This window comes from uncultured Aquimarina sp., assembly GCF_947492115.1.
Lineage (GTDB): Bacteria > Bacteroidota > Bacteroidia > Flavobacteriales > Flavobacteriaceae > Aquimarina.
Genome location: NZ_CANLMM010000003.1, coordinates 99912 through 125519 on the forward strand (window position 1 = coordinate 99912; position 25608 = coordinate 125519).

The following is a 25608-nucleotide window of genomic DNA, read 5'->3' on the forward strand; positions in this document are numbered from 1 at the left end:
AGAGATTTCTACTAATAACCAAAATCTTCTTTGATTTTATTTACTTTTTCTAACATATAATCCTTGGTAAGAAATGCGATTTCGTTTAACAAGAATCCATTTTCATAAGCTCTCATTGCTTTTTTAGGTTCTCCAAGTTGTTCGTAACCTAAACCAAGATAATAGTATCCAAGCATAGTTTCAGGATGTTCTTTGATGGCTAATTTACCTAAAGGCTCTAGTTCTTCCCACAATTCTTTTTTCTCTATTGCCGTAGAAATTGCAATGAAATCATTAATTCTAATTTGTCGTTTGAATCCATATAATTTTTCGGTAGTATCATATATATCAACAAGATGGTCATATAAGGAAGTCTCTAAAGTAAGAATGTCTTCTTTGTATGTTTTCTTACTAATTGGGCGATACATCTCAAAAATGGTTTCTAAAGCTTTTGGAATCGCTCTACCTACCAAAGTGTAATGAGAAGATTCGTCGAAATTGTCGAAGAAATAATTAACCTCTGGATTCTCTATAGTGGATAGCTTTTCATCAACTTTTACTAGATTCTTTTTTATAACCTCTGCATCATTGGTTGCTGTAGCTAAATAGTACCACATATCCGATTTTGCACTACTTAACACATTAAAAATACGTTCTTCCATTGGTGGTGCTAACTCAGGACTAAGATTAATATATGCTTGAAAAATAGGATTGTCTTTAAAAAGAAAATAATTTATAAAATTAGCGGTATAGTCATGTCCAACGATCATTTTTAACTGAGCAGTTCTATAATTTTCGTCGATGTATGGCAAAAGTTCCTGGCCTATAAACTCAAAAAATGCAGCACCTTTTCCTTCAGGCAAATAACTTGCTAGATCATACCTACAATCATCTTCTCTTGTTTTTCTTTGTAACACACCTACCACAATAGATTCTGGCATATCTTCCCAATAAGAAAAATAATCTACATTACCAGCTACTGGTTCGAACAGATGATCACCATCTAGGACAATAATAACAGGGTAGATCTTATCTTCATTTTTTTCATAATTACGAGGTAATTGAATTTTTAAATCTCTATTCTGGTCTAATTTAAGTGATCTAAATGTTTCATATTTTACCTGACCGTTTGAGATAAACGTAAAGAAGGTGACGAGAATTAAAAATATACTTTTCTTCATAAGTAGTAAGATTAAGGTTAAGCGAGGACAAGATATAAATTATTTTAGACCTTTAAAATTAGTCTTCAAAATAATCAATGTATTGTTTGTAAGGGGTTTATAATTCTGTTATTTTGTTTTGCTTCTATTTAAAATTGGAAGGAATAAAAATGATAACGCTCCAACTACAATATTTATTGCGGTTTGAGAGCCCCAAAGAATCCAACCAAAAGCTTCTCCATCACTCTTTGCATAACCAAAGAAAACAAAAACTGCGCCAACTACAATCGGAAACGGTAAGATACCAATTCCTCCATTGGTGGTTGACATAGAAAAGGATCCTACTACAAAAGCTACGAGTATAGTTCCAATAGATGCATTGTGTAAATTAGGAACTGCAAATTTTATTACATAAAACATTAAAACATATAAAAACCAAATGAGTATGGTGTGAAATAGAAAAGCCCATTTTTGTTTCATGCTAAATATGCTTTTCATCCCATCTAAAAGCCCCATTCCAAAATCTTTGATTTTTACAATCCATTTATTGGATGACTTTTGCAGAAGTTTTAATCCTAAAAGACCAATAAAAATTAGCCCTAAAATTGCTCCTAACGTAAAAAGAGGGTTTATGTTTTTTTCTTCTAGAAAGTTTAATAAATACTCTGTTTGCAAGATACCTGCTGTAGAGGTAATGATGATAAGCATGATGAGATCTGTAATTCTCTCAGAAACAATAGTTCCAAATGCCTTTTCAAAGGGGATTTTCTCATAGGTAGATGTGGTTATTCCTCTGAGAACCTCACCTGATCTTGGAACGCCAAGATTAGCAAGGTATCCAATCATAATAGCCATAAAACTATTGTGAAACTTAATAGAGTGTCCAAGAGGATTTAGTAAAAATTTCCATCGATAGGCTCTAGAAAGATGGGAAATAATTCCTAAGATAAGAGAAGCAGTTATCCAAATAGGATCTGCATTTTTTATATTTTGTAATAATTGTGTTCTGTATTCTGGGGTTGCCGAACTAAGAAAATACCAAATTAAAAAAACTCCCAACAATAGTGGGAGTACAATTTTTAAAATTTTAATGAGTTTAGGATTCACTCTATTATTTTAGTAAATTATTTTCTTCATTAGGAAATAAAAGTGCTGGCTTAAATTTTTTAGCATCTTCTATATCCATCATCGCATAGGTAATAAGTATTAAAACATCACCTTTAGCTACTTTACGTGCTGCGGCTCCATTTAATGTTATTTCACCACTATTTCTTGGTCCTGGAATGGCATAAGTTTCCAATCTTTCCCCGTTATTATTGTTTACTATCTGAACTTTTTCTCCTTCTATAATATTAGCAGCGTCCATAAGATCTTGATCAATCGTAATACTACCAATGTAGTTAAGGTCTGCGCCAGTTACTTTAACGCGATGAATTTTTGATTTTACAACGTGTACAAACATGTTACAAATTTAGTTATTTTTAATTTAGGGCAATGTTATCAATAAGTCTTACTTCTCCTGCAAAAACCGCAATAAAAGCTCGATATTTAGTGTTCTTTTGTTTTCTTTGAATCGATTTCAAATCAGATACTTTAGCAATTTGGAAATACTCTAATTCGAGTGTTTCGTTGGCTTCGAATTGTTTTGATATCCATGCTGTTAATGATAGTACACTTTTTGTGCCAAAGTCATTTTTAACTTGTTGTAATGTTTTATAGATTAAAGGAGCTTCTTGAAGTTGTGTTTTATTAAGTCTTTTATTTCTTGAGCTTAGAGCTAATCCGCTTTCTTCTCGATAAATAGGACATCCTACTATTTCTACTGACATTTTTTCAATCTCTACCAATTTTTTGACAATTTGTAACTGCTGAAAATCTTTTTCTCCAAAATATGCCCTAGTAGGAGATACAATTGTAAAGAAATGTTTCAAAACCGTTCCTACACCATCAAAATGTCCTGGCCTAAATTTCCCTTCCATTTCATTTTCCAATCCTTCAAAGTCGTATGAAATGGAGTCCAAATTATTTCCATAAACTTCGATTGGGTCACTTGGCGCAAAAACAATAATATCTTTAGATAATTTGGAAAGTAATTTGATATCTGCATCCAGTGTTCTAGGATAATTAACAAGATCCGCAGAATTATTAAACTGATTGGGGTTTACAAATATACTTACAACAACAACCTGATTTTGATTAATTGCTCGTTGTACCAAAGCAAGATGGCCATCGTGTAAAGCTCCCATTGTAGGGACAAAACCTATTGTTTTATTTTGTTTTTGTAAGTCTGCAACATCCTTTTCAATGTCCAGTCTTTTCTCGTGTACCCGCATCTATCTAAAAGTTAAAGGCGTGCAAAAATAAGATATTACTGGCAGACTACATAAATTTTCGTAATTTTGCAAAAATTTATTCCGAAGGAGACGAGAAAAGTAGATCATATGAAAGATAAGAGGATATTGTACGTATCATCAGAAGTAATACCTTACCTACCAGAGACTGAGATTTCATCCATGTCTTTTGAAGCGCCAAGAATGGTAAATAGCAAGGGCGGGCAAATTAGAATTTTTATGCCAAGATATGGAAACATTAATGAGCGAAGACATCAATTACACGAAGTAATTCGTCTTTCTGGAATGAATCTGGTTATTAATGATTTAGATATGCCGCTAATTATTAAGGTAGCGTCGATTCCTAAAGAAAGGATGCAAGTTTATTTTATTGATAATGAAGACTATTTTAAAAGAAAGGCAACTTTAACGGATGAAGAAGGAAACTTGTTCCCAGATAATGATGAGAGAGCGATATTCTTTGCAAAAGGAGTAATTGAGACCGTTAAGAAATTGAATTGGTCGCCAGATGTGATTCATGTTCATGGTTGGTTAGCATCTATGTTACCATTGTATCTAAGAAATTATTATGCAAATGAGCCATTGTTTAATGATAGTAAGATTGTGACTTCAGTATATGATCATGGTTTTAAAGGTACTTTGGATAGTAATATGTTGGAAAAAGTAAAGTTTGATGGTATCGATGAAGAAAAAATTGCTGATTTAGCTAAGCCTACTTACGATAATGTAATGAAGGTTGCTATTGATAACTCTGATGCCATTATAGTTGGTTCAGAGGAAATACCTGAGGAACTTTCTAAACATTTAAAAACAATAGATCAACCTGTATTAGAATATAAAAAACCAGATGAATTTGCAGATGCCTATGAAGCCTTCTATCAAACAGAGGTGCTGGTGTAGCAAAAAAACTATTATGAATTTGAAGAAAGTTTTGATCAAAGTAACAGCTATGGTAGCTGTTGTCTTTTCCGTGGTGTCGTGCGATGATGATTTTAATTCTGTGGGAAGTGAAGTAATTGGAGGTGTTAATTTCCAAGATAACGAATACAATGCCACTCCAATAGCTTATAGTAAAAGGTTCGAGAGAGTACAAACAAGTGCGTTGCCTAATTATTTAATAGGTTTTTATAACGACCCTGTTTATGGTCAATCTACGTATAATGTTTTATCTCAAGTGTTGCCTGATAGATTTAGTCCTACTTTTGGAGATAACGCAGTTTTGGACAGTGTTGTCTTAAGAGTTCCATATTTTAGTGATCTTACTGAAACCGAGACGAACGATGATGGAGATGTGGTAAACACTTTTGAAATAGATTCTGTTTACGGTTCTTCTGCCATAAATCTCTCCGTTTATAAATCAGATTATTTTCTTAGAGATTTCGATGTAGATGAAGGTTCGGAAGTTAGACAAGTATATTTTTCTAATGATATAATCGAAAACTTTGGGCCTACTGTAGAAGATAGACTTCTATTTGAGGCTAGAAATTTTGTGGTGTCCGAAAATGAAATACGTTTGTTAACGGAGGATACGGATGTGGATGAAGATGATGACCCTCAAGTGTCCACTATTACACCTGGATTAAGGGTAGCGCTTCTTTCTGATATTGCTGCAGCTGAGGCTAATGTGTTAAATCCTGATCCTGATAATGTAAGAGTAGGTAATCAGGATTTGATTAACTACTTTACTTCAATGTTTTTGGATAAAGAAGGTAGTCTAGAATTAAGTAATGCCAATAATTTTCATAACTTTTTTAGAGGTATTTATTTTAAATCAGAAGCAATTACAACAGAAGGGACTCTTGTTTTTTTTGATATTGGCCAAGCGAATATAACACTACATTATTCATTTGATAAAGTGGATACGGCAGATGAGGATGAAGATGATGACACTACAGATTTTGTAAAAGACACGGGAGAGTTGGTATTAAATTTTTCAAATAACATTGTTAATAGTATTGAGACTAATTTTAATACGACAATCGAAGATGAATTAGCAAGTCAGGATGAGATTAATGGAGAAGAAAATTTATATTTAAAAGGAGGAGAGGGTTCATATGTTGTTGTGGATTTGTTTAATGGTGATGTCTTAAATGAAGATGGAGAGTTGGAAAATGAATTAGACTTTTTAAGAAGACAAAATTGGCTTATTAATGAAGCCAGTATGAAATTTTATATAAATCAGGATGCTGTTATTTCTGGAGATGCAGAACCAGAAAGAATTTATATTTTTAATGTTGATACAGGAGAAGTACTGGTAGATTATCAGGCTGATCCGACATCAAATGCAGCTAATCCTATCGTTTCTATTATTGAACATTTAGAGCCTATTGCTAGAGATAGTGATGATAATGGAGAGTTCTATAAAATTAAATTAACAAGGCATATTATTAACTTATTAAATGAAGATGAGGATAACATAAGGCTAGGTGTGTCTGTTTCTCAGAATGTTAACGTTATAAATACTGCTGAAGGATTTACCCCCACGAATACAGAAGACGAAATTATCCCCTTTTCGTCAGTAATTTCTCATGAAGGAACCATTCTTTATGGGAACGGAGCAAATGTTCCGGAAGAAAAGCGATTAAAGCTTGATATTTTTTATACAGAATCAACAACCAATTAATCAACAAAAAATTAAATTATGTGTGGAATAGTAGGGTATATAGGTCATAGGGAGGCCTATCCAATTGTATTAAAAGGACTTAAGAGGTTAGAGTATAGGGGTTACGACTCTGCAGGGATTGCTCTATATGATGGAAATGAGATAAAATTATCTAAAACCAAAGGTAAAGTGGCTGATCTGGAAGATAGGTTAGTTAAAGAAATTTCTACAAATGGAAGTGTAGGAATTGGTCATACCAGATGGGCAACGCATGGTGTGCCTAATGATGTCAATTCTCATCCTCATTATTCAAATTCAGGGGACTTAGTTATTATTCATAATGGAATTATTGAAAATTATGAATCTCTAAGAAAAGAGCTTATCAATAGAGGTTATACTTTTACTTCAGAAACTGATACAGAGGTTCTTGTGAATCTAATAGAAGATGTAAAAACCAAAGAAAATGTCAAGTTAGGTAAGGCTGTTCAGATAGCATTGAATCAAACAATTGGAGCATATGCTATCGCCGTTTTTGATAGGCGCAAACCTGATGAAATTGTAGTGGCTAGATTAGGAAGTCCTTTGGCAATAGGTGTTGGTGAGGACGAATTTTTTATAGCTTCTGATGCATCTCCTTTTATCGAGTATACGAATAACGCTATATATCTTGAAGATGGTGAAATGGCAATCGTTCGTAGAAAGAAAGGTATAAAGGTTCGTAAAATAAAGGATGATAGTTTAGTAGATCCCTATCTTCAGGAGTTACAAATAAATCTGGAACAAATTGAAAAAGGTGGTTATGATCACTTTATGTTGAAAGAAATTTATGAACAACCAAATGCTATTAGTGATACCTATAGAGGAAGAATAAGAGTAGCGGAGGGAATCATAAAGATGGCTGGGATCGATGATAATCTGGCAAAACTTCTTAATGCAAAACGTATTATCGTGATTGCTTGTGGTACCTCTTGGCATGCCGGTTTGGTAGCAGAATATATTTTTGAGGAACTTGTTAGAATTCCCGTAGAAGTAGAATATGCTTCTGAATTTAGATATCGAAATCCTGTAATTCATCAAGATGACGTTGTAATTGCGATCTCACAAAGTGGTGAAACAGCAGATACTATGGCGGCTATTAAATTAGCTAAGGAGAGAGGAGCATTTGTATTTGGAGTATGTAATGTTGTTGGTTCTTCGATTTCACGAGAAACACACGCTGGTGCATACACACACGCTGGTCCAGAAATTGGAGTAGCTTCTACCAAAGCCTTTACTACTCAGATAACAGTACTATCACTGATTGCATTGAAGCTAGCGGAGAGAAAGGGAACAATTTCTAATAGTGATTTCCATTACTATCTTCAAGAATTAGAACGTATTCCGGAAAAGGTAAAAGATGCATTAGAATCTAATGATCATATTAAATTGATCGCAGATACTTATAAGAGTGCAAGAAACTTTCTATACTTGGGACGAGGGTATAATTTTCCGGTAGCCCTAGAAGGAGCGTTAAAATTAAAGGAGATTTCTTATATACATGCAGAAGGATATCCTGCTGCAGAAATGAAACATGGACCGATTGCTTTAATTGATGAGCATATGCCTGTAGTTGTCATAGCTACTAAAAAAGGTCATTATGAAAAGGTAGTAAGTAATATTCAGGAAATTAAATCCAGAAAAGGAAAGATTATCGGAATTGTTACCGAAGGAGATGAAACAGTAAAAGCTTTAGCAGATCATGTTATTGAAATACCTGAAACTATAGAATTCTTAACGCCGCTTTTAACTACTATACCATTGCAGTTATTGTCATATCATATTGCGGTAATGCTTGGTAAAAATGTAGATCAACCAAGGAATTTAGCTAAATCAGTTACAGTAGAATAAGATTTACAATCGATAAAATACATCATTTTTATACAAAAAAGTACGATATATCGTACTTTTTTGTATTTTATCGATAAAAAATGAAAAAACATTATGCGTGAATAATATTTTTTTGTTAGTTTCGCGACCGAATCTGAACAGATTCATTTTCAATAATTTAAGTTCCCCAAATAAACTTAAAATTAAAATAACCTATTTTATGAAAAAAATTACATTCATTGTAGCTTTATTGATGTGCTTCATTAGTAATGCTCAAACTACAATTAATGGTAAGGTAGTTGATGATTTTAATCAGCCAATACCAGGAGCCAATATCTCCTTAAAAGGAGAATCTATTGGGACGGTTACCAATTTTGATGGAGTGTTTACACTGACAGTTACCAAAAAACCACCATTTACAATTACAGCAAGTAGTATTGGATATGAAGAAAGTTCTATAGAAGTGACTTCTGCGGCAGAAGAAGTGGTAATTGTGTTGACAGAAGGAAATGTATTAGACTTGATTGTAATCTCTGCTTCGAGAGCTCCAGAAAGATTATTCGAATCACCGGTAAGTATTGAACGATTTGGTGTGAAAGAAATTAAAAATACACCATCAGTTGATTTTTATGATGGTTTAGAAAACCTTAAAGGAGTTGATGTAAATACTAATAGTTTAACTTTTAAATCAATTAACACAAGAGGTTTTGCTTCATTTACCAATACTCGTTTCGTACAATTGATTGACGGAATGGATAATACGTCTCCATCCCTAAATTTTGCCTTGGGTAACCTTATTGGTATGAATGAATTGGATGTAGAGAATGTCGAGCTTCTTCCAGGAGCTTCTTCTGCGTTATATGGAGCAAATGCATTTAACGGTATATTATTTATGACGAGTAAAAGTCCTTTTGATAAGCAAGGAATTAGTGCTTATGCTAAAGGAGGATTTTCCTCTCAGGATGCAGCGGGGACTAATGATTTCTATGATGTTGGTGTTAGAGTGGCTCATGCTTTTACAGATAATATAGCAGCAAAAGTGAACTTCTCATATTTAACAGCAACTGATTGGTTTGCTGTAAGTGAAGAAAATATAGAAAACCCTGGAGAAAGCAGATTAACAGATCCTGCCTATAATGGATTAAATGTGTATGGAGATGAAGTAAGAGCTATTCTTCCTGGTGCAGGAGTTGTTACCAGAACAGGTTATAATGAATCAGATTTAACAGACTATAATGCAGAAAGTATTAAGTTTGATGGAGCTGTGCACTATAAGCCTTTCCATAATGACTTTGAAATTATATATGCCGGTAAATTAGGAAAAGGACAAACAATATTTCAGGATTCTAATAGATTCTCTCTAAATGATTTCTTTTTTCAACAACATAAATTAGAGGTAAAAAATGATAACTTCTTTGTAAGAGGTTATATCTCAGCAGAAGATGCTGGAGATACTTATGACTTACGTTTTACTGGAATCAATATTAACAGAAGATGGAAAAGTGATGAAGACTGGTTCAGTGATTATGCTACAGCTTTTGCTACAGCAGCTGGAACGGATCAACAAAGACATGAGGCAGCAAGAATAGCTGCTGATACAGGACGTTTTGTGCCTGGATCTACTGATTTCCAAAATGCATTTAACGAAGTTACTAACACTCCTGATTTCCAGACGGGATCTAGATTTAAATCCAAAACTGAGTTAAGACACGTAGATGCAAATTATAATCTTGGTCATATCACGAATAACTTTGCAGATATTCAGGTTGGAGGATCGTTTAGAGAATACTCTTTAAATTCTGCAGGGACTTTTTACACTGATTTTGATGGAGCAATTAATTATTCTGAATTAGGAGTTTATTCTCAAATTCAAAAGAAGTTATTAGATGATCGATTAAAGCTTACGGGATCTGTTCGTTACGATAAGTCTCAGCTTTTTGATGGTAATTTTTCACCTAGATTTTCTATTGGATATACTTTAGGTAAAAATAGAAATAGAAATCTACGTGCCTCAATACAAACTGGATTTCGAAATCCTACTACACAGGATTTATACTTAGGTCTTGATATCGGTGAAGGAGCAATTGTTGGTTCTGCTCCAGATAACTTAGATAGATATTCTAGAGATATTAATGGAACGACTGTAACTGGGCGTGCTGCTTACGAAAATTCATATACTGCAGAGTCCGTAGAAGCTTTTATCAGATCTGGTGGAACAGCTCCATTAGAAATTGCAAATCCTGATATTGTACAACCTGAAAAGGTTACAGCAATCGAAATTGGATATCGAGCTGACTTCGGTAAATTATTATTAGATCTTAGTGGATATTATAATATGTATCAAGATTTTATCTCTACTGTTGATGTAGTAAGTCCTCTTGATGGTTCTGTGGGTAGCGCAGAGGCTCAAGCTGCAATTGCAACTGGTAATTTTGCTGGTTTTCAGGCGATCACTAACTCTGATGTAGATATCAATTCATACGGTGCTGTTCTTGGAATTAGTGCTAAAGTATTTGGAGATTTTGATTTAGGAGCTAGTTATACGTATGCGAAGCAAGATTTTGATCAAGAAGAAGATCCAGGTTTTAGAACTAACTTTAATACACCAGAGCATAAGGTGAAAGCAAACTTTGGACATGATAACTTATTTACAAATTTTGGATTCAATACCGTAGTTAAATGGAGTGGAGATTATGTTTGGGAATCTGCTTTCGCTGTGGGAGAAGTGCCATCATTTACTGTTTTTGATGCGCAGCTTAATTATAGAATTCCTTCTCTTAAAACTACGCTTAAATTAGGTGGAACAAATATTGGAGGAGGTGAGTACTTTACTGCTGTAGGAACTGCTCCTATTGGTTCACAGTATTACCTAGGTCTTACGATTAATAATTTTTAATTTGAAATATTATTATATTACAATCTTCAGGTTGTAAAAATCAAAACAAATATAGAAAGCCTGTCCAATAAATTTGGACAGGCTTTTTTTATGAAAAAAGATGAATTTTCCCTGATTAATTTCGCTGCGTCATTAAGGTTGTAATTATATAAAAAGTAAGTATAGCTTTAATAAAAAGAATAATTGTCATAATAGAAGGCTTAAGATTAAGAAAAACACATGATTTTAACTTTTTTTTAAAGAATTGATAAAAAAACGTATATTGTTGTCATAACATAAAAACTAATTTAGGATATGAGGACAATTACGTTAGTAATAGTACTTTTAATAAGTATTATTTCTACTGCACAAACAACAATTAGTGGGAAAGTTGTTGATAATAACAATCAACCCATTCCTGGAGCAAATATAGCTTTGCAGGGGGCTTCTGTCGGGACTGTTACGGATTTTGATGGTCTATTCACACTTACTTTAGAGGAAACGCCACCATTTACGATTATCGTAAGTAGTATAGGTTTTGAATCTGCTACCGTAGATATTACATCGAGCACCTCTGACATTACGATCACATTAAAGGAAGGAACAGAATTAGATGAAGTAGTTATTTCAGCTTCTAGAACACCAGAACGGGTGTTTGAATCTCCCGTAAGTGTAGAACGTTTTGGAATCAAGAAAATAAAAACTACTCCTGCAGCAGATTTTTATGATGGTTTAGAGAATTTAAAAGGAGTTGATATCAATACCAATAGTTTAACCTTTAAATCAGTAAATACCAGAGGATTTGCGGATTTTGCTAATACCAGATTTGTACAGTTGGTTGACGGCATGGACAATGCAGCACCTGCTCTAAATTTTGTTTTAGGAAATCTGTTAGGAATGACAGAATTAGATGTAAATAGTATAGAGTTACTGCCAGGAGCTTCTTCTGCACTTTATGGAGCAAATGCTTTTAACGGAATTTTATTTATGACTAGCAAGAATCCTTTTGATCATCAAGGGATAAGTGCGTATTTTAAAGGTGGTATTACCTCTCAAGAAGTCGGAGGTGACAATGAATATTATGATTATGGAATTAGGATTGCTCATGCATTCTCTGATAAACTTGCTGCTAAAGTTAATTTTTCTTATCTCAGAGGTACAGATTGGTTTGCTACAAATGAAGTCAGTGTTTCTAATGATATTATTACTGGTACTAGATTAGACCCAAACTATGATGGACTGAATGTATATGGAGATGAAGTAAGTACTAATATTAGAGGAGTTGGAGTTGCATTGGTGAATGCTGGGTTGTTACCAGCTGGAGCAGAAAATATATTACCCAATCAAGAAGTTAGTAGAACAGGTTACTTAGAAAGTGATTTAAACAATTATAATGCAGAAAGTATAAAGTTTGATGCAGCACTTCATTATCGTCCTTTTGCAAACGATTTCGAAATTATTTATTTAGGGAAAGTTGGTCGTGGTACGACAATTTATCAAGGAGCAAATAGATATTCTATTCGAAATTTCTTTTTACAGCAGCATAAATTAGAAATTAAAAATGATAACTTTTTTGTAAGAGGATATATTACAGATGAAGATGCAGGAGACTCATACGATTCTAGATTTACAGGAATTAATATTAATAGGTTATGGAAAGATGACCAAACTTGGTTTGGAGAGTACGCAGGAGCCTTTGTACAGGCAAGTTTAGCAGGTCAATTACCGGAACAAGCGCATTTAATAGCAAGACAAACCGCAGATACAGGCAGATTTTTACCAGGAACACCAGAATTCGAGAATGCATTTAATACGGTTACTACAGATCCAGATCTTACAACCGGATCTAAATTTCAAGATGCTAGTCAATTAAGGCACGTAGATGTTAATTATAATTTTAGTCATATTACTAGTGATTTTGCAGATATCCAAGTGGGAGGGTCTTTTAGAGAATACAAATTAAATTCCTCGGGAACTATATTTACAGATTTTGACGGACCAATTCGTTATTCGGAGTTTGGGGTGTATACTCAAGTACAAAAGAAATTAATTGATGATCGATTAAAAATTACAGGTTCTATTAGATATGATAAATCGGAGTTATTTGATGGAAATATATCTCCTAGATTATCCCTTGGTTATACAGCGGGAGCAGATAGAAATCATAATATTCGTTTATCGGCTCAAACTGGTTTTAGAAATCCAACAACACAAGATTTGTTCATTGGTTTAGATGTGGGGAGGGCAATACTTGTAGGATCGGCTTCAGAGAATTTAGATCGAGATGTTAGAAACTTTGATCTAAGTGGAGATGGTCAGTTGTTAACAGGAAATAGTTCTGTAGATGTAGTAGGTAGACAAGCATATGAAAACTCTTTTTCGTTAAATTCTGTATTGAATGGTACTCCTACGGTTTCAAATGTTGATCTGGTTGAACCTGAAAAAGTTGTTGCAGTAGAACTTGGTTATCGTGCTAAAATCAAGAAGTTTGTAATTGATTTAAGTGGATATTATAATATATATACGGATTTCATATCTACAGAAAATGTTTTAGTGCCTCTTTATGGACAGGTTGGAGATGGTACCTTATCACTAGCAGCTTTGCAAAATGGAGATACAGAAGTGTACCAAGCATATACCAATTCTGATGTAGATATTAAATCATTTGGTGGTACTATTGGTGTAGATACTAAGATCCTAGGAAATTTTGATTTTGGAGTTAATTACACATTTACAAAACAAGATTTTGATGAAAATGAAGATCCGGATTTCAGAACAAATTTTAATACTCCAGAGCATAAAGTAAAAGCTTCTTTTGGTCATACAAGTTTGTTTAAGAACTTTGGGTTTAATACGAGTTGGACTTGGAGTGATGCATATTTTTGGGAAGCAGCATTCGGAGATGGAGATGTTCCTTCTTTTAATGTTCTTAATGGACAAATTAACTATACCATTCCTAAATTAAAAGCAACACTTAAAGCAGGAGCAACAAATATTCTAGGCGAAGAATATTTTACTGCCTTTGGTACAGGGTTTATAGGATCGCAATATTATATCGGTATATCTATAAACAACTTATAATTAATCTAAAAATATTTTAAATATGAATATTCAATATAAATGGCTATTGATTCTGTTAGTTTTTGGATTTATAGCTTGTGAATCTGATGATGATTCAACAACAACTGAGGAAGTTGTTCTTACAGCTGGAACAGCAGATTTTTCTAATTATGTAGCTTTAGGAAATTCTTTAACGGCTGGTTTTACCGATGGAGCTTTATTTATAGCTGGACAAGAAAATTCCATGCCAAACATCTTGTCCCAACAATTCGGATTAGTTGGAGGAGGTGCATTTTCACAACCGTTGATGAGTGATAATGTTGGAGGAGCATTACTTGGAGGGAATCAGATATTAGCTCCGAGATTCTTTTTTAATGGAGCTGGTCCTGCAGTATTGCCGGGAACACCAACAACTGAAATATCATCTATATTATCAGGGTCATTTAATAATATGGGAATACCAGGAGCGAAGAGTTTTCATCTTTTAGCCAATGGATATGGAAATATAGCAGGATTACCTACCCTTGCGAATCCTTATTATGTTAGAATAGCTTCAAGTCCAAATGCATCGGTAATAGAAGATGCGATGGCACAGAGTCCTACATTTTTCTCACTATGGATTGGTAATAACGATGTGTTAGGATATGCCCTTACAGGTGGTGATGGTACAGATCCAATTACAGATACCGCTACATTTAGTCAAGCTTACAATGCGTTAATCGCTACATTGACTTCTGGAGGAGCAAAGGGTGTAATTGCAAATATTCCTGATGTTACCTCTATTCCGCATTTTACAACAGTGCCTCATAACCCTGTTCCTTTAGATGCAGCTACAGCGGCCTTTTTAAATAGTGCTAGTGCTTATGGAGCATACAATGCTGGAATTGCACAAGCTTTTGCTGGTCTTGTAATGGCGGGAGCGATTTCTCAAGAAGACGCGGATGCAGAATTAGCTAGAAGGACAATAACTTTTTCGGAAGGAGAAGGAAATGCTGTGGTTATTTTAGACGAAGATTTAACAGATTTAACAGGTCTTAATCCGGCACTGATTAATATAAGACAGGCTACTTCAGAAGATTTATTGGTGTTAACCGCTGCATCATTTATCGGTACGGAAGCGGTTCCGGGAAATCCACAGACAGTGAATGGAGTGGCAATTCCATTAGCTGATAAATGGGTGTTAACTCCAGAAGAGCAGGCTGAAATAGCAACAGCAACAACCGCTTTTAATGCTACTATTGCAGCGGCTAGAGATCAAGCTGGTCTGGCTTTTGTAGATGCAAATGCTTTATTAGAGCAAGTGGCTTCTAATGGAGTAACATTTGATGAATTTCTTCTTCAGGAAGATTTAGTTTTTGGTGGAGCTTTCTCATTAGATGGAGTGCATCCAACTGCCAGAGGATATGCTTTATTAGCAAATGAAGCGCTTAAAGCAATTAATATGACTTACGAATCAAACTTACCAATGGTAAAGGCTGCGGATTACCCAACATTTTATTCGCCAACTTTACAATAGTAAGTATATTATTAAATTATAATAGCCAGTACTTCTTAGGTAGTACTGGCTTTTTTTGTTGTGATATTTAAGAAAATGCGAATTACATTTAAGTAAAAAAATGAATTGAAATAGTAAATTTTTGTCTATGAAAAATTAAAATGTAATAAGTTTAAACGAAATAATATAATCGAATAATCTATACTTTTTAATGGGTTTGACGCCTTTAAATTTGCACAAGAAAAAAACAAAATGAAACAGGCTATGTTATTCATTTTAAAAGCCTATATTTGCAGCCTGAAAAAAGGTCGTATTCTACATGTAAGAAAAATGGGTCTTTTTTAAATATTAAATACTAAACATTAAATAGTTATATAATGTCTCAAGTTACGGGTAAAGTATCACAAATTGTAGGTCCGGTTATAGACGTAGCATTCGCTGCCGGTACTGAATTACCAAAAATTTACGATTCGTTAGAAATTAATAAAGCAGACGGTACCAAAATAGTGTTAGAGATTCAGTCTCACATTGGTGAAGATACGGTACGTACAATTGCGATGGATTCCAGTGATGGATTAAGTAGAGGAATGGAAGCTGTTGGAACAGGAGCTCCTATTCAAATGCCGATTGGTGGAGATGTATATGGACGTCTATTTAATGTGATTGGAGATGCTATTGATGGATTAGGAGATCTTCCTAAAGCTGGAGAAAACGGTCTTCCAATTCACCGTCAAGCACCTAAGTTTGAGGATTTATCAACTTCTACAGAAGTTTTATTCACAGGAATCAAAGTAATCGATCTTATCGAGCCTTATGCAAAAGGAGGTAAAATTGGATTATTTGGAGGTGCAGGAGTTGGTAAAACGGTATTGATTCAGGAATTAATTAATAATATCGCGAAAGGTCACGGTGGACTTTCTGTATTCGCAGGAGTAGGAGAAAGAACACGTGAAGGAAATGATCTTCTTCGTGAGATGTTAGAGTCTGGAATTATCAAGTATGGTGATGATTTTATGCATTCTATGGAAGAAGGTGGATGGGATCTTTCTAAAGTAGATAAGGAAGCTATGAAAGATTCTAAAGCAACTTTCGTATTTGGTCAGATGAATGAGCCACCAGGAGCACGTGCTCGTGTTGCACTTTCTGGACTTACGATTGCAGAATATTTCCGTGATGGAGCTGGAGATGGACAAGGAAAAGATGTACTTTTCTTCGTAGATAACATTTTCCGTTTTACACAAGCAGGTTCTGAGGTATCAGCACTTCTAGGTCGTATGCCATCTGCGGTAGGATATCAGCCTACATTAGCAACCGAAATGGGTGTGATGCAGGAACGTATTACTTCTACTAAGAAAGGATCTATTACTTCTGTACAGGCAGTTTATGTACCTGCGGATGATTTAACAGATCCGGCACCAGCAACAACGTTTGCTCACTTAGATGCAACAACAGTATTATCTCGTAAAATTGCAGAGCTTGGTATTTATCCAGCAGTGGATCCATTAGATTCTACATCTAGAATTCTTACTGCCGATATCTTAGGAGATGATCACTATAACTGTGCACAAAGAGTAAAAGAGTTGTTACAGAGATATAAAGAATTACAAGATATTATTGCAATTCTTGGTATGGAAGAATTATCTGAAGATGATAAGTTAGCCGTAGGACGTGCTCGTCGTGTTCAGCGTTTCTTATCTCAGCCATTCCACGTAGCTGAGCAGTTTACTGGTATACCTGGTGTTCTTGTAGATATTAAGGATACAATCAAAGGATTTAATATGATTATGGATGGTGAGTTAGATCACTTGCCAGAAGCAGCATTTAACCTTAAAGGAACTATCGAAGAAGCTGTTGAAGCTGGTGAGAAAATGTTAGCTGAAGCATAATCTAGTTAATTGTTGGTAGTTGATAGTATCTTATTGAACTAAGTACACAATCAACCGACAACTAACAATAAACAACTATAAATATGTATTTAGAAATAGTAACTCCAGAAGCAGTATTGTTTAGCGGCGAAGTAACTTCGGTTGCTGTTCCAGGTGTGAATGGAGAGTTTCAGATGTTGGATAATCACGCGCCAATCGTTTCTTTATTAGGAAAAGGAAATGTGAAAGTGTACGGTGATATGAATTTGGAAGAAGAAGTAGTAGAAAAATTTACGAAAGAAAATGGTGTTACACTTCTAGCGATAAATTCAGGTACAATTGAAATGAAAGATAATAAAGTGATTGTACTTGCAGATTAAGTAGTATTTACAATCTAGATCATTATATTAAATCCCTATTATTATATGTAATGGGGATTTTTTATTTTTTATAAAGTTTACTAGTATACTATTTAATACCAGTGAAGATGTAAAAAAAGAAATATAAGAGTTATAGCAACGATGATTTTTTTTTTTAAATCATAACCTAAAAAAACTAATTTCAATGGGGACTCTTATGTGGAAAATATAACCTCACTGTTATTCAGAGTTTTGGGAAATTCAAGGAAAACATATTGCTATACAGTTTGATTATGGAGGAAGATTATATATAGAAATTTAGGGATCTAGTAAAGTGATTTATAAGTAACAATTAGTTAAGAAATGGGGTGTTTTTTAACTTCTTAGATTACGAACGATAACATATGGATAAAGGGGTGATTTTGACTATGTGATATCTTCGTATCTATGAAAGCTAAACGATATCAATCTATTATTCCTTTTATAGTTATATTGGTAATACTTAGCCCTTTTTTATGTGTTCCTAAAGAACAAAGTTTACTTTTTATAAATAGATTTAATTCTCCTCTTAGAGACGGATTTTTTAAGAATCTTACTTGGTTTGGGGAAGGTTTTATGGTTGTCTGTGCAGCTTTAACACTTTTGTTTCTTAGAGTACGTTGGATTTTTGTTTTTGTAACAGGGCTTTTTTTGCATGTTTTCTTCATTCAGTTTAATAAGCAAATTCTTTTCAATGACATTTATAGACCGTCTGTTTATATGAGTTGGATTTGTCAAGATCATTTACTTCATTTTGCCGAAGGAATAAGAATAAGACGAGAGGTAAGCTTCCCTTCTGGTCATACAACGGGGGCAGCTTTTGCCGCATCGTTTATTGCGTTAATTTTTAATTCTAATCGCTCTTCGATTACACTTGCTCTATTAGCAATAAGTGTTGGGTTTTCTCGAGTGTATTTAGCTCAGCATTTTCTAATCGATGTATATTTTGGATTTCTGTTTGGAACCTTATCTTCGATAATAGCATTTACTTTGATTGAAAAAATTGCGTCCAAATATTTTTGGATGAATAAATATCTGATACCTGTTACGTCTAGAAAGCTAAAAGTAAGACTTGTGTTTTTAAGGCAGTTATTTATTAGAAGAATAAGATCATATCCAAAGTATTAATTTTTTGCTACTCATTTTGATTACCAAGTTATATAATCATCAAAACTTTCTAATTATTTTTTCTATTAGTCTTTTTCTTTGTTTGATAGGATCATGGGCATATCCAATTTATATTCTAGATGAAGCGAAAAATGCAGAAGCTGCAAGAGAGATGTTAGTTCATTCTGAGTTTATTGTTCCAAAATTTAATCGGTTACTAAGAGCAGATAAGCCTCCTCTACATTATTATTTTATGATTTTGGGATATAAGCTTTTTGGAGTGAATGCATTCGGTGCTCGTTTTTTTTCTGGAATATTCGGAGCATTAGCAATTAGTATATCGTATTACTATATAAATAAATTTTCTCAGAGAAATATTGCTTGGATTTTTGTCTTGGTATGCTGGTCATCTATCTTCTTTATTCAGGAATTTCATTTGGCTGTTCCAGATCCTTATTTAATCTTTTTTATAAGTATTGGGCTTTGGATGTTTTATGACTTTTATGCGACCAGTTCTAAGTTTTCATTATGGATAATGTATGTGCTTTTTGGTTTGGGAACACTTACCAAAGGTCCTGTAGCAATTGCTTTACCAGGTTTGATTTGCATCATATTTTTAATTAGTACTAAAAATTTCAGTATCCAAACGATTCTTAAATTTAAACCTTTTTTAGGGTTAATTGTTTTTCTTTTAGTAGCAACACCGTGGTATATTTTAGTACATTTCGAAACCGAAGGGACTTGGACAAAAGGCTTTTTTCTGGATCATAATGTAAATAGATTTGGAAGTAAAATGGAAGGTCATGGAGGTATATTTCTAATTACATGGGTGTTTGTTTTATTGGGTTTAATGCCATTTTCTTTTTTTCTTTTAAAAGCATTTAAAAACTCATATATCAACAAATCTAAAGACTCATTACTCTTATTTTCTACTATTGTATCGGTTGTATTTATTGTGTTTTTCAGTATTTCAGGAACTAAATTGCCTAACTATACGATGCCATGTTATCCTTTTTTGGCATTGGTGCTAGCAGTGACTTTTTGGGAGTTTTACAGAGGAAAGGATAAAGGTATCCACAATACTATTGCTGTAGGATTAATTGGACTACTGGCTATAGGCTTGCCAATAGCAGGAAAGTTAGTATTATTACAAGAAAAGGAATTAGGTGATCTAAGTGATATAGCCTATTGGCTAATACCAACGTCAACAGCTACTTTAGTTGGCTTGGTTTTTTATTTCAAAGGATATTTACAAAAGGCTTTTATCACCATTGCTTTGGGTTGGGTTATCATTACACCAATTTTATTTCTTGGAATTTATCCTAGATTAACTTCGCGAAACCCTGTAGAGCAAGCAAAGTCAATATTAAAACAAAATGATACAGTTAAAGTATATAAAAGTTTTGATGCGGCTTTCCCAATTAATTTTCAAAGGACCTTCACGATTATTCATAAGGAAGCTGAGATAGAGGAGTATTTTGAAAAACACCCGGAAGGATTTTTAATGACGAATACACGTGAGGTAGATGTTTTAGAAAACAGAACGGATATCGTAAAGATCATGGAAGTAAAAGCGCTATTTGAATCGCATACTACCCGAATTTATAAAAAGAAATGATAATTAAATATTAGTTACATATAGTAATAAAGGTGTAATAAAAGGTGTAGGTATTTTTATTGCTATAGTTATAAAAAAAGGTTTTGCTTGAGGATTCTATTATAGATAGATTACTAACTTTTGACTTAATGCTGTCAACTAATTTTTGATTGTTTTCTGATGTTCCAAGTAAGAGAATTGTCTTGTTATTATACTGATCAATAGCAGTGTAAAAAAGATCATTTTTAGCCGTAAAGGTATCATAAAAATGATTAGGCATGAGCATTTTCATAGTGCCTGTAAAATCAATTGCATCACAGATAATGAGATTTGATTTCTCTAGTGGTGATGAGTGGTTTTGTAATAGGAATTTTGCAAATTTGAAGTAAGGCCGATTGATTCGCTCTGTAAAACCTAAAGATGGTCCTAAACCAATACTCAGTGGCTTGTATACGAGTGTTAGAGCTGCCATAATTATTAAAATATTTTTAAAAATCGTATATCTCTTTATTGATTTTTCATGCTCATCAATACAACAGAACACGTAAATCGGGGTAATAATAAGCAATGGTTGAATCCATCTTTCATGAGCGTTTGTTGCTTTGGTAAATATTAAAATGATAGCGAAGATCAATACTGAAAGAGTCAAAAACCTACCTAAAAAATTAACAAACCTATTTTTTTGTGTTTTGAAAATAGACTTGATTTTCCCTTTAAAGAGTAATAACATAGAGACAAAAAACAAACCTGCAAATGATAAAATCCCTTTACTAATAGCCCAGATACTTGGGGTTATAGTTGATATATATGAAAGGTTTTGTGTTGCCAGATCATTAATGGTTTCTTCACTGGTAGTTGTCATGTTTTTATACAGCCAAATAAAATGAGGTGTAATCAGTACTAAAAAAACAAGTATCGATAGACTAATCTTTTTATTCAGGATTATTTTTCTGTATTCTATATCTGATATAACAGCTAATAAAAATGCTAATAAGGAGATTACAAAATTGTATTTTGATAGGATTCCTAATGTAATAGTAATACCCAATATGATATAATTAAGATGCGATGGATTACGAATAAGTCTTGTAAAAGACCAGATCATGAAGACAACAGAAAAGGTAATAAGTACTGTATGGGTTTGTCTAAAACTTTCAACCGATAACTGAAGAAATAATAATAAGCTTAAAGTTGAAATATTTGCATCTAAAAAGGAGTCTTGATACTGTTTTGATATTGTAAAAACAAGTGTAAAAATACCAATCAATAATACCGTTCTAAATAGTATGATACTCAGTAAACTATATCCAAATAGTTTTGTGATAAAAATAATTATCCACGTATATAAAGGTGGTTGTTGATTATAACCAAGTAAAAGCTTTTGGCTTAAAAACACTTGCTCTGCTTCATCTACTTCTAACGAATTTGTAAGTAATAGTCGAAAAAAAAGATGTGTCAGAAAATAAGTAATGATTAAAAGAAAAAAAGATCTGTGGTTCTTCATGGAGCCTATTTGTTTTAGGAAATGTAACTGACGGCTCATGCTCTATTCGTTATTGTAACGGATCTCTAAGTTTTAAATATGAATTTGCTTTTTTGAAATGAAATATAATTCCAAATAAAGATACAAGAGCAGTTATAGCAGAAAATAAAACCCCAATAGATACAGCAGTTACAGTATCGAATTGCAACATAGAAGAAGCTTGGTAAAAAATCATTTCTCTAACACCTATTCCTGAAAATGAAAAAATGGATAAAACCGAAGAAATTAAAAACACAAAAATATATAATGAATAGGATTCAACTTTTGTTATAGATGCTAGCAACGATAGAATACAAATGCATTGTAACAACTGAATAGCAATAGATTGTACTAAGGTTTTTACATAGTCAGACAAAAAAGCTGGAAATAACCTTTGTATAAATATATAGGAAGCTGTTATACCTAAGACTAATAATAGAATGATTCCTGCAATTATATTTGTCTCTTCAAATATGGGTATTATAAGAGCATAAATAAGTATTAAAATTCCAATAGCCGTCAATCCCATAAATCTATCTACAAATAAAGATGCTGTAAGTTTTTTGGTAGACCATTTAAAAGTCTTGTGAAGTAAAAATACTTTATAAGCATCTCCACCAATTCCTCCAGGAATAAAAAAATTATAAAACATTCCTATTAGATACAGTTTATAGTTGCTTTTTGGACTTATATAAAAACTTGAAGATGTAAACAATACTAGAAGTCGATCAGCAGAAATCCATTGGGATAAAATAAAACAGACTATCCCAATTAAAAGATAAAAAGTATTTACACGTTTTAATGTTTCCCAAATTTCTGTGAATGGAATTTTTGCAAAAACTAGGTATAGTAATAATACGGTTATTCCAATTTTAAGAAACGTGTAAAACAGGTTCTTTCTTTTTTGTTTCAAAAGTTGTAATTTTTCTAATGTTATAAGGAGTTTTATTTTGAGATTCGTAGTAAGTTCTCATTAATAAATCGGTGACAATCCCTATAGTAAAAAATTGAATTCCTACTAGTATTAATAACACACCTAATAATAGTAATGGCCGTGTTCCAATATCATTCCCCATCAATTTTAAAATGATTAGGTATACATTAATCAACAAGCCAACTCCAAAAAATAACATTCCCATATTTCCAAATAAATATAGAGGCTTTTGCAGGTATTTACGCTGGAAAATGATCAATAAAAGGTCATTCATCACTTTAAATGTTCTTCCTAATCCATATTTTGAAACACCAAATTTTCTTGCGTGATGTTTTACAGGAATTTCTGTGATACGTGCACCATCTATATGAGCGTTTAATGCAATGAATCTATGTAGTTCTCCATATAAAGGAATCGCTTTAGCTGTTTCTGAAGTCATTACTTTCAGGGCACATCCAGCATCCGTGATATGAAGATTTGTAGCTTTACGAATAATGTAATTTGCTATTTTAGAAGGCAAGGTTCTAATAAAATTATCCTTTCTCTTTTGTCGTATGCCGGTAACAAGATCCCAATCCTCATCGATGGCTAATTCTAACATTCTAGGAATATCTGCAGGATCATTTTGCATATCACCATCCATTGTAATAATATATTCACCTCTTGCATAGTCAATACCAGCTGCTAAAGCAGAGCTTTGCCCATAATTTCTTTTTAATTCTACAAGAACAACATTAGGATTGTTTAGTGATTTTATTTCTTCTCGGGTATTATCAGAAGAGAAATCATCTACATAAATAATCTCATATCGATATCCTTTTAATCCATTTTCTATGGCTTCTGTTAGCAAGCTCGTATTTCCTTCTTCATTGTATACAGGAATTACCACTGATAATAATCTTATACTCTGCATATGGAATCTTCTTAAATCATCAAAGTTATAGTCGGAACATCAATTTAATATTGGGTAATTGATAATAAATTAATAAGGAATTCCGGTCGAGTTATATAATTGTTAAGTAGTTCGCTAGAGGTTGTTTTTAGAAACGTACTTACACTACTTTTGGTCGAATTAGATACTATTAATTAAGATCTTATTGCTTTTTAGATGACAGATTTTCTTTTCAAAAAAGATTATATAATACTATACATATTATTGCTTATAGTATATATATCTGGATTATGGATTCCCTTAATGGAGAATGATTCCGCACAACATGCAACAATGGCAATGCGGATGTATCTGGAAAATGACTTCCTTAATATTTATAAAGCAGGAAAAGATTATCTAGATAAGCCACATATGCATTTTTGGCTTGCAGCTTTATCATTTAAAATATTTGGAATATCAGATTGGGCGTATAGAATTCCTGCTTTGTTATTTACGGGAATAGGAGCAATCTCTTGTTATGGATTGGCTAAAGAGTTTTATGGGAAACAAGCAAGACACATTGCTTCATTAGTTTTTTTATCTGCTCAAGCAATTGTTCTTTCTAATCATGATGTAAGAACAGATGCTGTTCTTACAGGTGCTACTATTTTTGGAATATGGCAACTAGTATTATATATAAATCATGAAAAAGTTATTCATGCTATTTTAGGAGCAATTGGAGTAGCCATAGCTTTTTCTACGAAAGGTCAATTAGGAGTCTTTGTTGCAGGAATCTGCATACTAACATATGTGTCATATAACCGAAGATGGTACGTGATTTGGTCTTGGAAAACTTTAATCGGTATGTTATCATTCATTATCTCAATATTGCCAGTTTTATATGCGTATTACGTTCAATTCGATTTACATCCCGAAAAAATTATACATGGCCAGTCGAATGTTTCTGGAATTAGATTTATTCTTTGGGATCAAAGTTTTAATAGATTAACGGCCTCTGGTTTTGAAGAAACTAGTCCTGATTATTTTTTCTTTTTTCATACCCTTTTATGGGCGTTTTTACCATGGTCAATTATAGCATACTTAGCTTTATTTAATAGATGTAAAGAACTATGGATAAACAAATTTATTTTTAAACCTAAACTAGAAACATTAACCTCTTTAGGTGTTTTCATAGTTTTGATAGTTATTAGTTTTTCAAAGTTTAAATTGCCGCATTATTTAAATAGCGTATTACCAATATTATCTGTTTTAGTAGCAGGTTATTTAACAGAATTGTACAACAAGAATAAAAAACGTACTTCTCAGGTATTTTTAGTGCTACAGTATGTTATACTAACCATTGGTAGTATTTTAGTATTGTTTCTTATATTTTGGGCTTTTCCGATGCCACACGTTGGTATTATTTTGTGTTATTTACTGTTGTTAGTAGGATTAAGTTATGTAATAACTACAAAAATGAAAACGATAAGAAAATTGATCATTCTATCGGTATCGTATATGATTTTGATCAATTTTTGTTTAAATACTCAATTTTACCCAAAACTATTATCATATCAGGCAGGTAACAATGCTGCAAGAGTAATTAATTCGGAGGATATTAATAAAACTGATGTCCTGATGTTAAATGGAAGACCTAGCTGGTCACTCGACTTTTACACCAAAAGAATTACCCCTACAGTTCATATTTCAGAAGTATCAAGTACAGTGAAAAGTGGTCAATGGTTATTTCTATATGGTAATAAGTTGGAGTCGTTGAAAGCTATGAATATAAGCTGGTCAAGAGAATATGAGATATATCACCATAGGATTACCAGGTTATCTTTAGAGTTTTTGAATCCTAATACAAGAGATGCTATCTTAGAAAAAGCATATCTAATCCAAGTTGAATAATTATTTGTGTAATGA

Annotated in this window: 18 protein-coding genes; 11 read left to right on the forward strand and 7 right to left on the reverse strand. The window is 33.0% G+C overall.

Features of this window, described 5'->3' with window-relative positions; translation table 11 throughout:
* Window positions 1–11 precede the first annotated feature (11 nt).
* The 4 genes from Q1A73_RS09970 to panC form a co-directional block, all read right to left on the reverse strand.
* Entirely contained in the window at window positions 12–1160 is a 1149-nt protein-coding gene (locus Q1A73_RS09970) for an alpha/beta hydrolase-fold protein (RefSeq protein WP_299604883.1), read from the reverse strand.
* Between the two features lie 108 nt (window positions 1161–1268).
* Window positions 1269–2246, reverse strand: coding sequence for a lysylphosphatidylglycerol synthase transmembrane domain-containing protein (locus tag Q1A73_RS09975; RefSeq protein ID WP_299604884.1), 978 nt, complete (start codon window positions 2244–2246; stop codon window positions 1269–1271).
* A gap of 4 nt (window positions 2247–2250) precedes the next feature.
* Window positions 2251–2601, reverse strand: a complete 351-nt coding sequence (gene panD / locus Q1A73_RS09980) for an aspartate 1-decarboxylase (RefSeq protein ID WP_299604885.1) — start codon at window positions 2599–2601, stop codon at window positions 2251–2253.
* 19 nt (window positions 2602–2620) lie between these two features.
* Window positions 2621–3472 carry a pantoate--beta-alanine ligase gene (panC, locus tag Q1A73_RS09985; protein ID WP_299604886.1) on the reverse strand — a complete coding sequence of 284 codons (852 nt, stop codon included), beginning with the start codon at window positions 3470–3472 and terminating at the stop codon, window positions 2621–2623.
* A 108-nt stretch (window positions 3473–3580) separates the two neighbouring features.
* On the opposite strand from panC, the gene Q1A73_RS09990 reads away from it, so the two are divergent.
* The 10 genes from Q1A73_RS09990 (at window position 3581) to Q1A73_RS10035 (ending at window position 20376) form a co-directional block, all read left to right on the forward strand.
* The gene (locus tag Q1A73_RS09990) at window positions 3581–4390 is read left to right on the forward strand and encodes a glycogen/starch synthase (protein WP_299606336.1); all 810 of its coding nucleotides are present in this window, start codon (window positions 3581–3583) and stop codon (window positions 4388–4390) included.
* Window positions 4391–4403: 13 nt separating this feature from the next.
* Window positions 4404–6113 carry a DUF4270 domain-containing protein gene (locus tag Q1A73_RS09995; protein ID WP_299604887.1) on the forward strand — a complete coding sequence of 570 codons (1710 nt, stop codon included), beginning with the start codon at window positions 4404–4406 and terminating at the stop codon, window positions 6111–6113.
* A gap of 18 nt (window positions 6114–6131) precedes the next feature.
* Window positions 6132–7979, forward strand: coding sequence for a glutamine--fructose-6-phosphate transaminase (isomerizing) (gene glmS / locus Q1A73_RS10000; RefSeq protein WP_299604888.1), 1848 nt, complete (start codon window positions 6132–6134; stop codon window positions 7977–7979).
* A gap of 199 nt (window positions 7980–8178) precedes the next feature.
* The gene (locus Q1A73_RS10005) at window positions 8179–10854 is read left to right on the forward strand and encodes a TonB-dependent receptor (RefSeq protein WP_299604889.1); all 2676 of its coding nucleotides are present in this window, start codon (window positions 8179–8181) and stop codon (window positions 10852–10854) included.
* Window positions 10855–11148: 294 nt separating this feature from the next.
* Window positions 11149–13914, forward strand: coding sequence for a TonB-dependent receptor (locus Q1A73_RS10010; protein WP_299604890.1), 2766 nt, complete (start codon window positions 11149–11151; stop codon window positions 13912–13914).
* 22 nt (window positions 13915–13936) lie between these two features.
* Window positions 13937–15409 carry a G-D-S-L family lipolytic protein gene (locus Q1A73_RS10015; RefSeq protein WP_299604891.1) on the forward strand — a complete coding sequence of 491 codons (1473 nt, stop codon included), beginning with the start codon at window positions 13937–13939 and terminating at the stop codon, window positions 15407–15409.
* A gap of 356 nt (window positions 15410–15765) precedes the next feature.
* Window positions 15766–17274, forward strand: a complete 1509-nt coding sequence (atpD, locus tag Q1A73_RS10020) for a F0F1 ATP synthase subunit beta (protein WP_299604892.1) — start codon at window positions 15766–15768, stop codon at window positions 17272–17274.
* 83 nt (window positions 17275–17357) lie between these two features.
* Complete coding sequence (locus Q1A73_RS10025) at window positions 17358–17633, forward strand: F0F1 ATP synthase subunit epsilon (protein ID WP_219010889.1); 276 nt, start codon at window positions 17358–17360, stop codon at window positions 17631–17633.
* A gap of 426 nt (window positions 17634–18059) precedes the next feature.
* Window positions 18060–18779 (forward strand): phosphatase PAP2 family protein, encoded by a 720-nt coding sequence (locus Q1A73_RS10030; protein ID WP_299604897.1) that lies wholly within the window; start codon window positions 18060–18062, stop codon window positions 18777–18779.
* An 82-nt stretch (window positions 18780–18861) separates the two neighbouring features.
* Window positions 18862–20376 carry a glycosyltransferase family 39 protein gene (locus Q1A73_RS10035; RefSeq protein ID WP_299604899.1) on the forward strand — a complete coding sequence of 505 codons (1515 nt, stop codon included), beginning with the start codon at window positions 18862–18864 and terminating at the stop codon, window positions 20374–20376.
* A 10-nt stretch (window positions 20377–20386) separates the two neighbouring features.
* Here Q1A73_RS10035 and Q1A73_RS10040 read toward each other — a convergent pair whose 3' ends face one another.
* Genes Q1A73_RS10040 through Q1A73_RS10050 form a run of 3 tightly spaced genes read right to left on the reverse strand, consistent with a single transcriptional unit; the run spans window position 20387 to window position 23724 of the window.
* Entirely contained in the window at window positions 20387–21859 is a 1473-nt protein-coding gene (locus tag Q1A73_RS10040) for a glycosyltransferase family 39 protein (protein ID WP_299604900.1), read from the reverse strand.
* Between the two features lie 49 nt (window positions 21860–21908).
* On the reverse strand, window positions 21909–22790 hold the full coding sequence (locus Q1A73_RS10045) for a lysylphosphatidylglycerol synthase transmembrane domain-containing protein (protein ID WP_299604903.1): 882 nt from the start codon (window positions 22788–22790) through the stop codon (window positions 21909–21911).
* Entirely contained in the window at window positions 22750–23724 is a 975-nt protein-coding gene (locus tag Q1A73_RS10050; RefSeq protein ID WP_299604905.1) for a glycosyltransferase family 2 protein, read from the reverse strand. Before Q1A73_RS10050 ends, Q1A73_RS10045 begins: the two co-directional genes overlap by 41 nt.
* 195 nt (window positions 23725–23919) lie before the next feature.
* On the opposite strand from Q1A73_RS10050, the gene Q1A73_RS10055 reads away from it, so the two are divergent.
* Complete coding sequence (locus Q1A73_RS10055) at window positions 23920–25593, forward strand: glycosyltransferase family 39 protein (protein WP_299604906.1); 1674 nt, start codon at window positions 23920–23922, stop codon at window positions 25591–25593.
* Window positions 25594–25608: the final 15 nt, after the last annotated feature.

What these genes read in the sequence shown, in the direction of transcription:
- Q1A73_RS09970 (WP_299604883.1), bottom strand. Translation starts at nt 1,160, where the DNA reads ATGAAGAAAAGTATATTTTTAATTCTCGTCACCTTCTTTACGTTTATC.
- panD (WP_299604885.1), bottom strand. Translation starts at nt 2,601, where the DNA reads ATGTTTGTACACGTTGTAAAATCAAAAATTCATCGCGTTAAAGTAACT.
- panC (WP_299604886.1), bottom strand. Translation starts at nt 3,472, where the DNA reads ATGCGGGTACACGAGAAAAGACTGGACATTGAAAAGGATGTTGCAGAC.
- Q1A73_RS09990 (WP_299606336.1), top strand. Translation starts at nt 3,581, where the DNA reads ATGAAAGATAAGAGGATATTGTACGTATCATCAGAAGTAATACCTTAC.
- Q1A73_RS09995 (WP_299604887.1), top strand. Translation starts at nt 4,404, where the DNA reads ATGAATTTGAAGAAAGTTTTGATCAAAGTAACAGCTATGGTAGCTGTT.
- glmS (WP_299604888.1), top strand. Translation starts at nt 6,132, where the DNA reads ATGTGTGGAATAGTAGGGTATATAGGTCATAGGGAGGCCTATCCAATT.
- Q1A73_RS10005 (WP_299604889.1), top strand. Translation starts at nt 8,179, where the DNA reads ATGAAAAAAATTACATTCATTGTAGCTTTATTGATGTGCTTCATTAGT.
- Q1A73_RS10010 (WP_299604890.1), top strand. Translation starts at nt 11,149, where the DNA reads ATGAGGACAATTACGTTAGTAATAGTACTTTTAATAAGTATTATTTCT.
- Q1A73_RS10015 (WP_299604891.1), top strand. Translation starts at nt 13,937, where the DNA reads ATGAATATTCAATATAAATGGCTATTGATTCTGTTAGTTTTTGGATTT.
- atpD (WP_299604892.1), top strand. Translation starts at nt 15,766, where the DNA reads ATGTCTCAAGTTACGGGTAAAGTATCACAAATTGTAGGTCCGGTTATA.
- Q1A73_RS10025 (WP_219010889.1), top strand. Translation starts at nt 17,358, where the DNA reads ATGTATTTAGAAATAGTAACTCCAGAAGCAGTATTGTTTAGCGGCGAA.
- Q1A73_RS10030 (WP_299604897.1), top strand. Translation starts at nt 18,060, where the DNA reads ATGAAAGCTAAACGATATCAATCTATTATTCCTTTTATAGTTATATTG.
- Q1A73_RS10040 (WP_299604900.1), bottom strand. Translation starts at nt 21,859, where the DNA reads ATGAAGAACCACAGATCTTTTTTTCTTTTAATCATTACTTATTTTCTG.
- Q1A73_RS10050 (WP_299604905.1), bottom strand. Translation starts at nt 23,724, where the DNA reads ATGCAGAGTATAAGATTATTATCAGTGGTAATTCCTGTATACAATGAA.
- Q1A73_RS10055 (WP_299604906.1), top strand. Translation starts at nt 23,920, where the DNA reads ATGACAGATTTTCTTTTCAAAAAAGATTATATAATACTATACATATTA.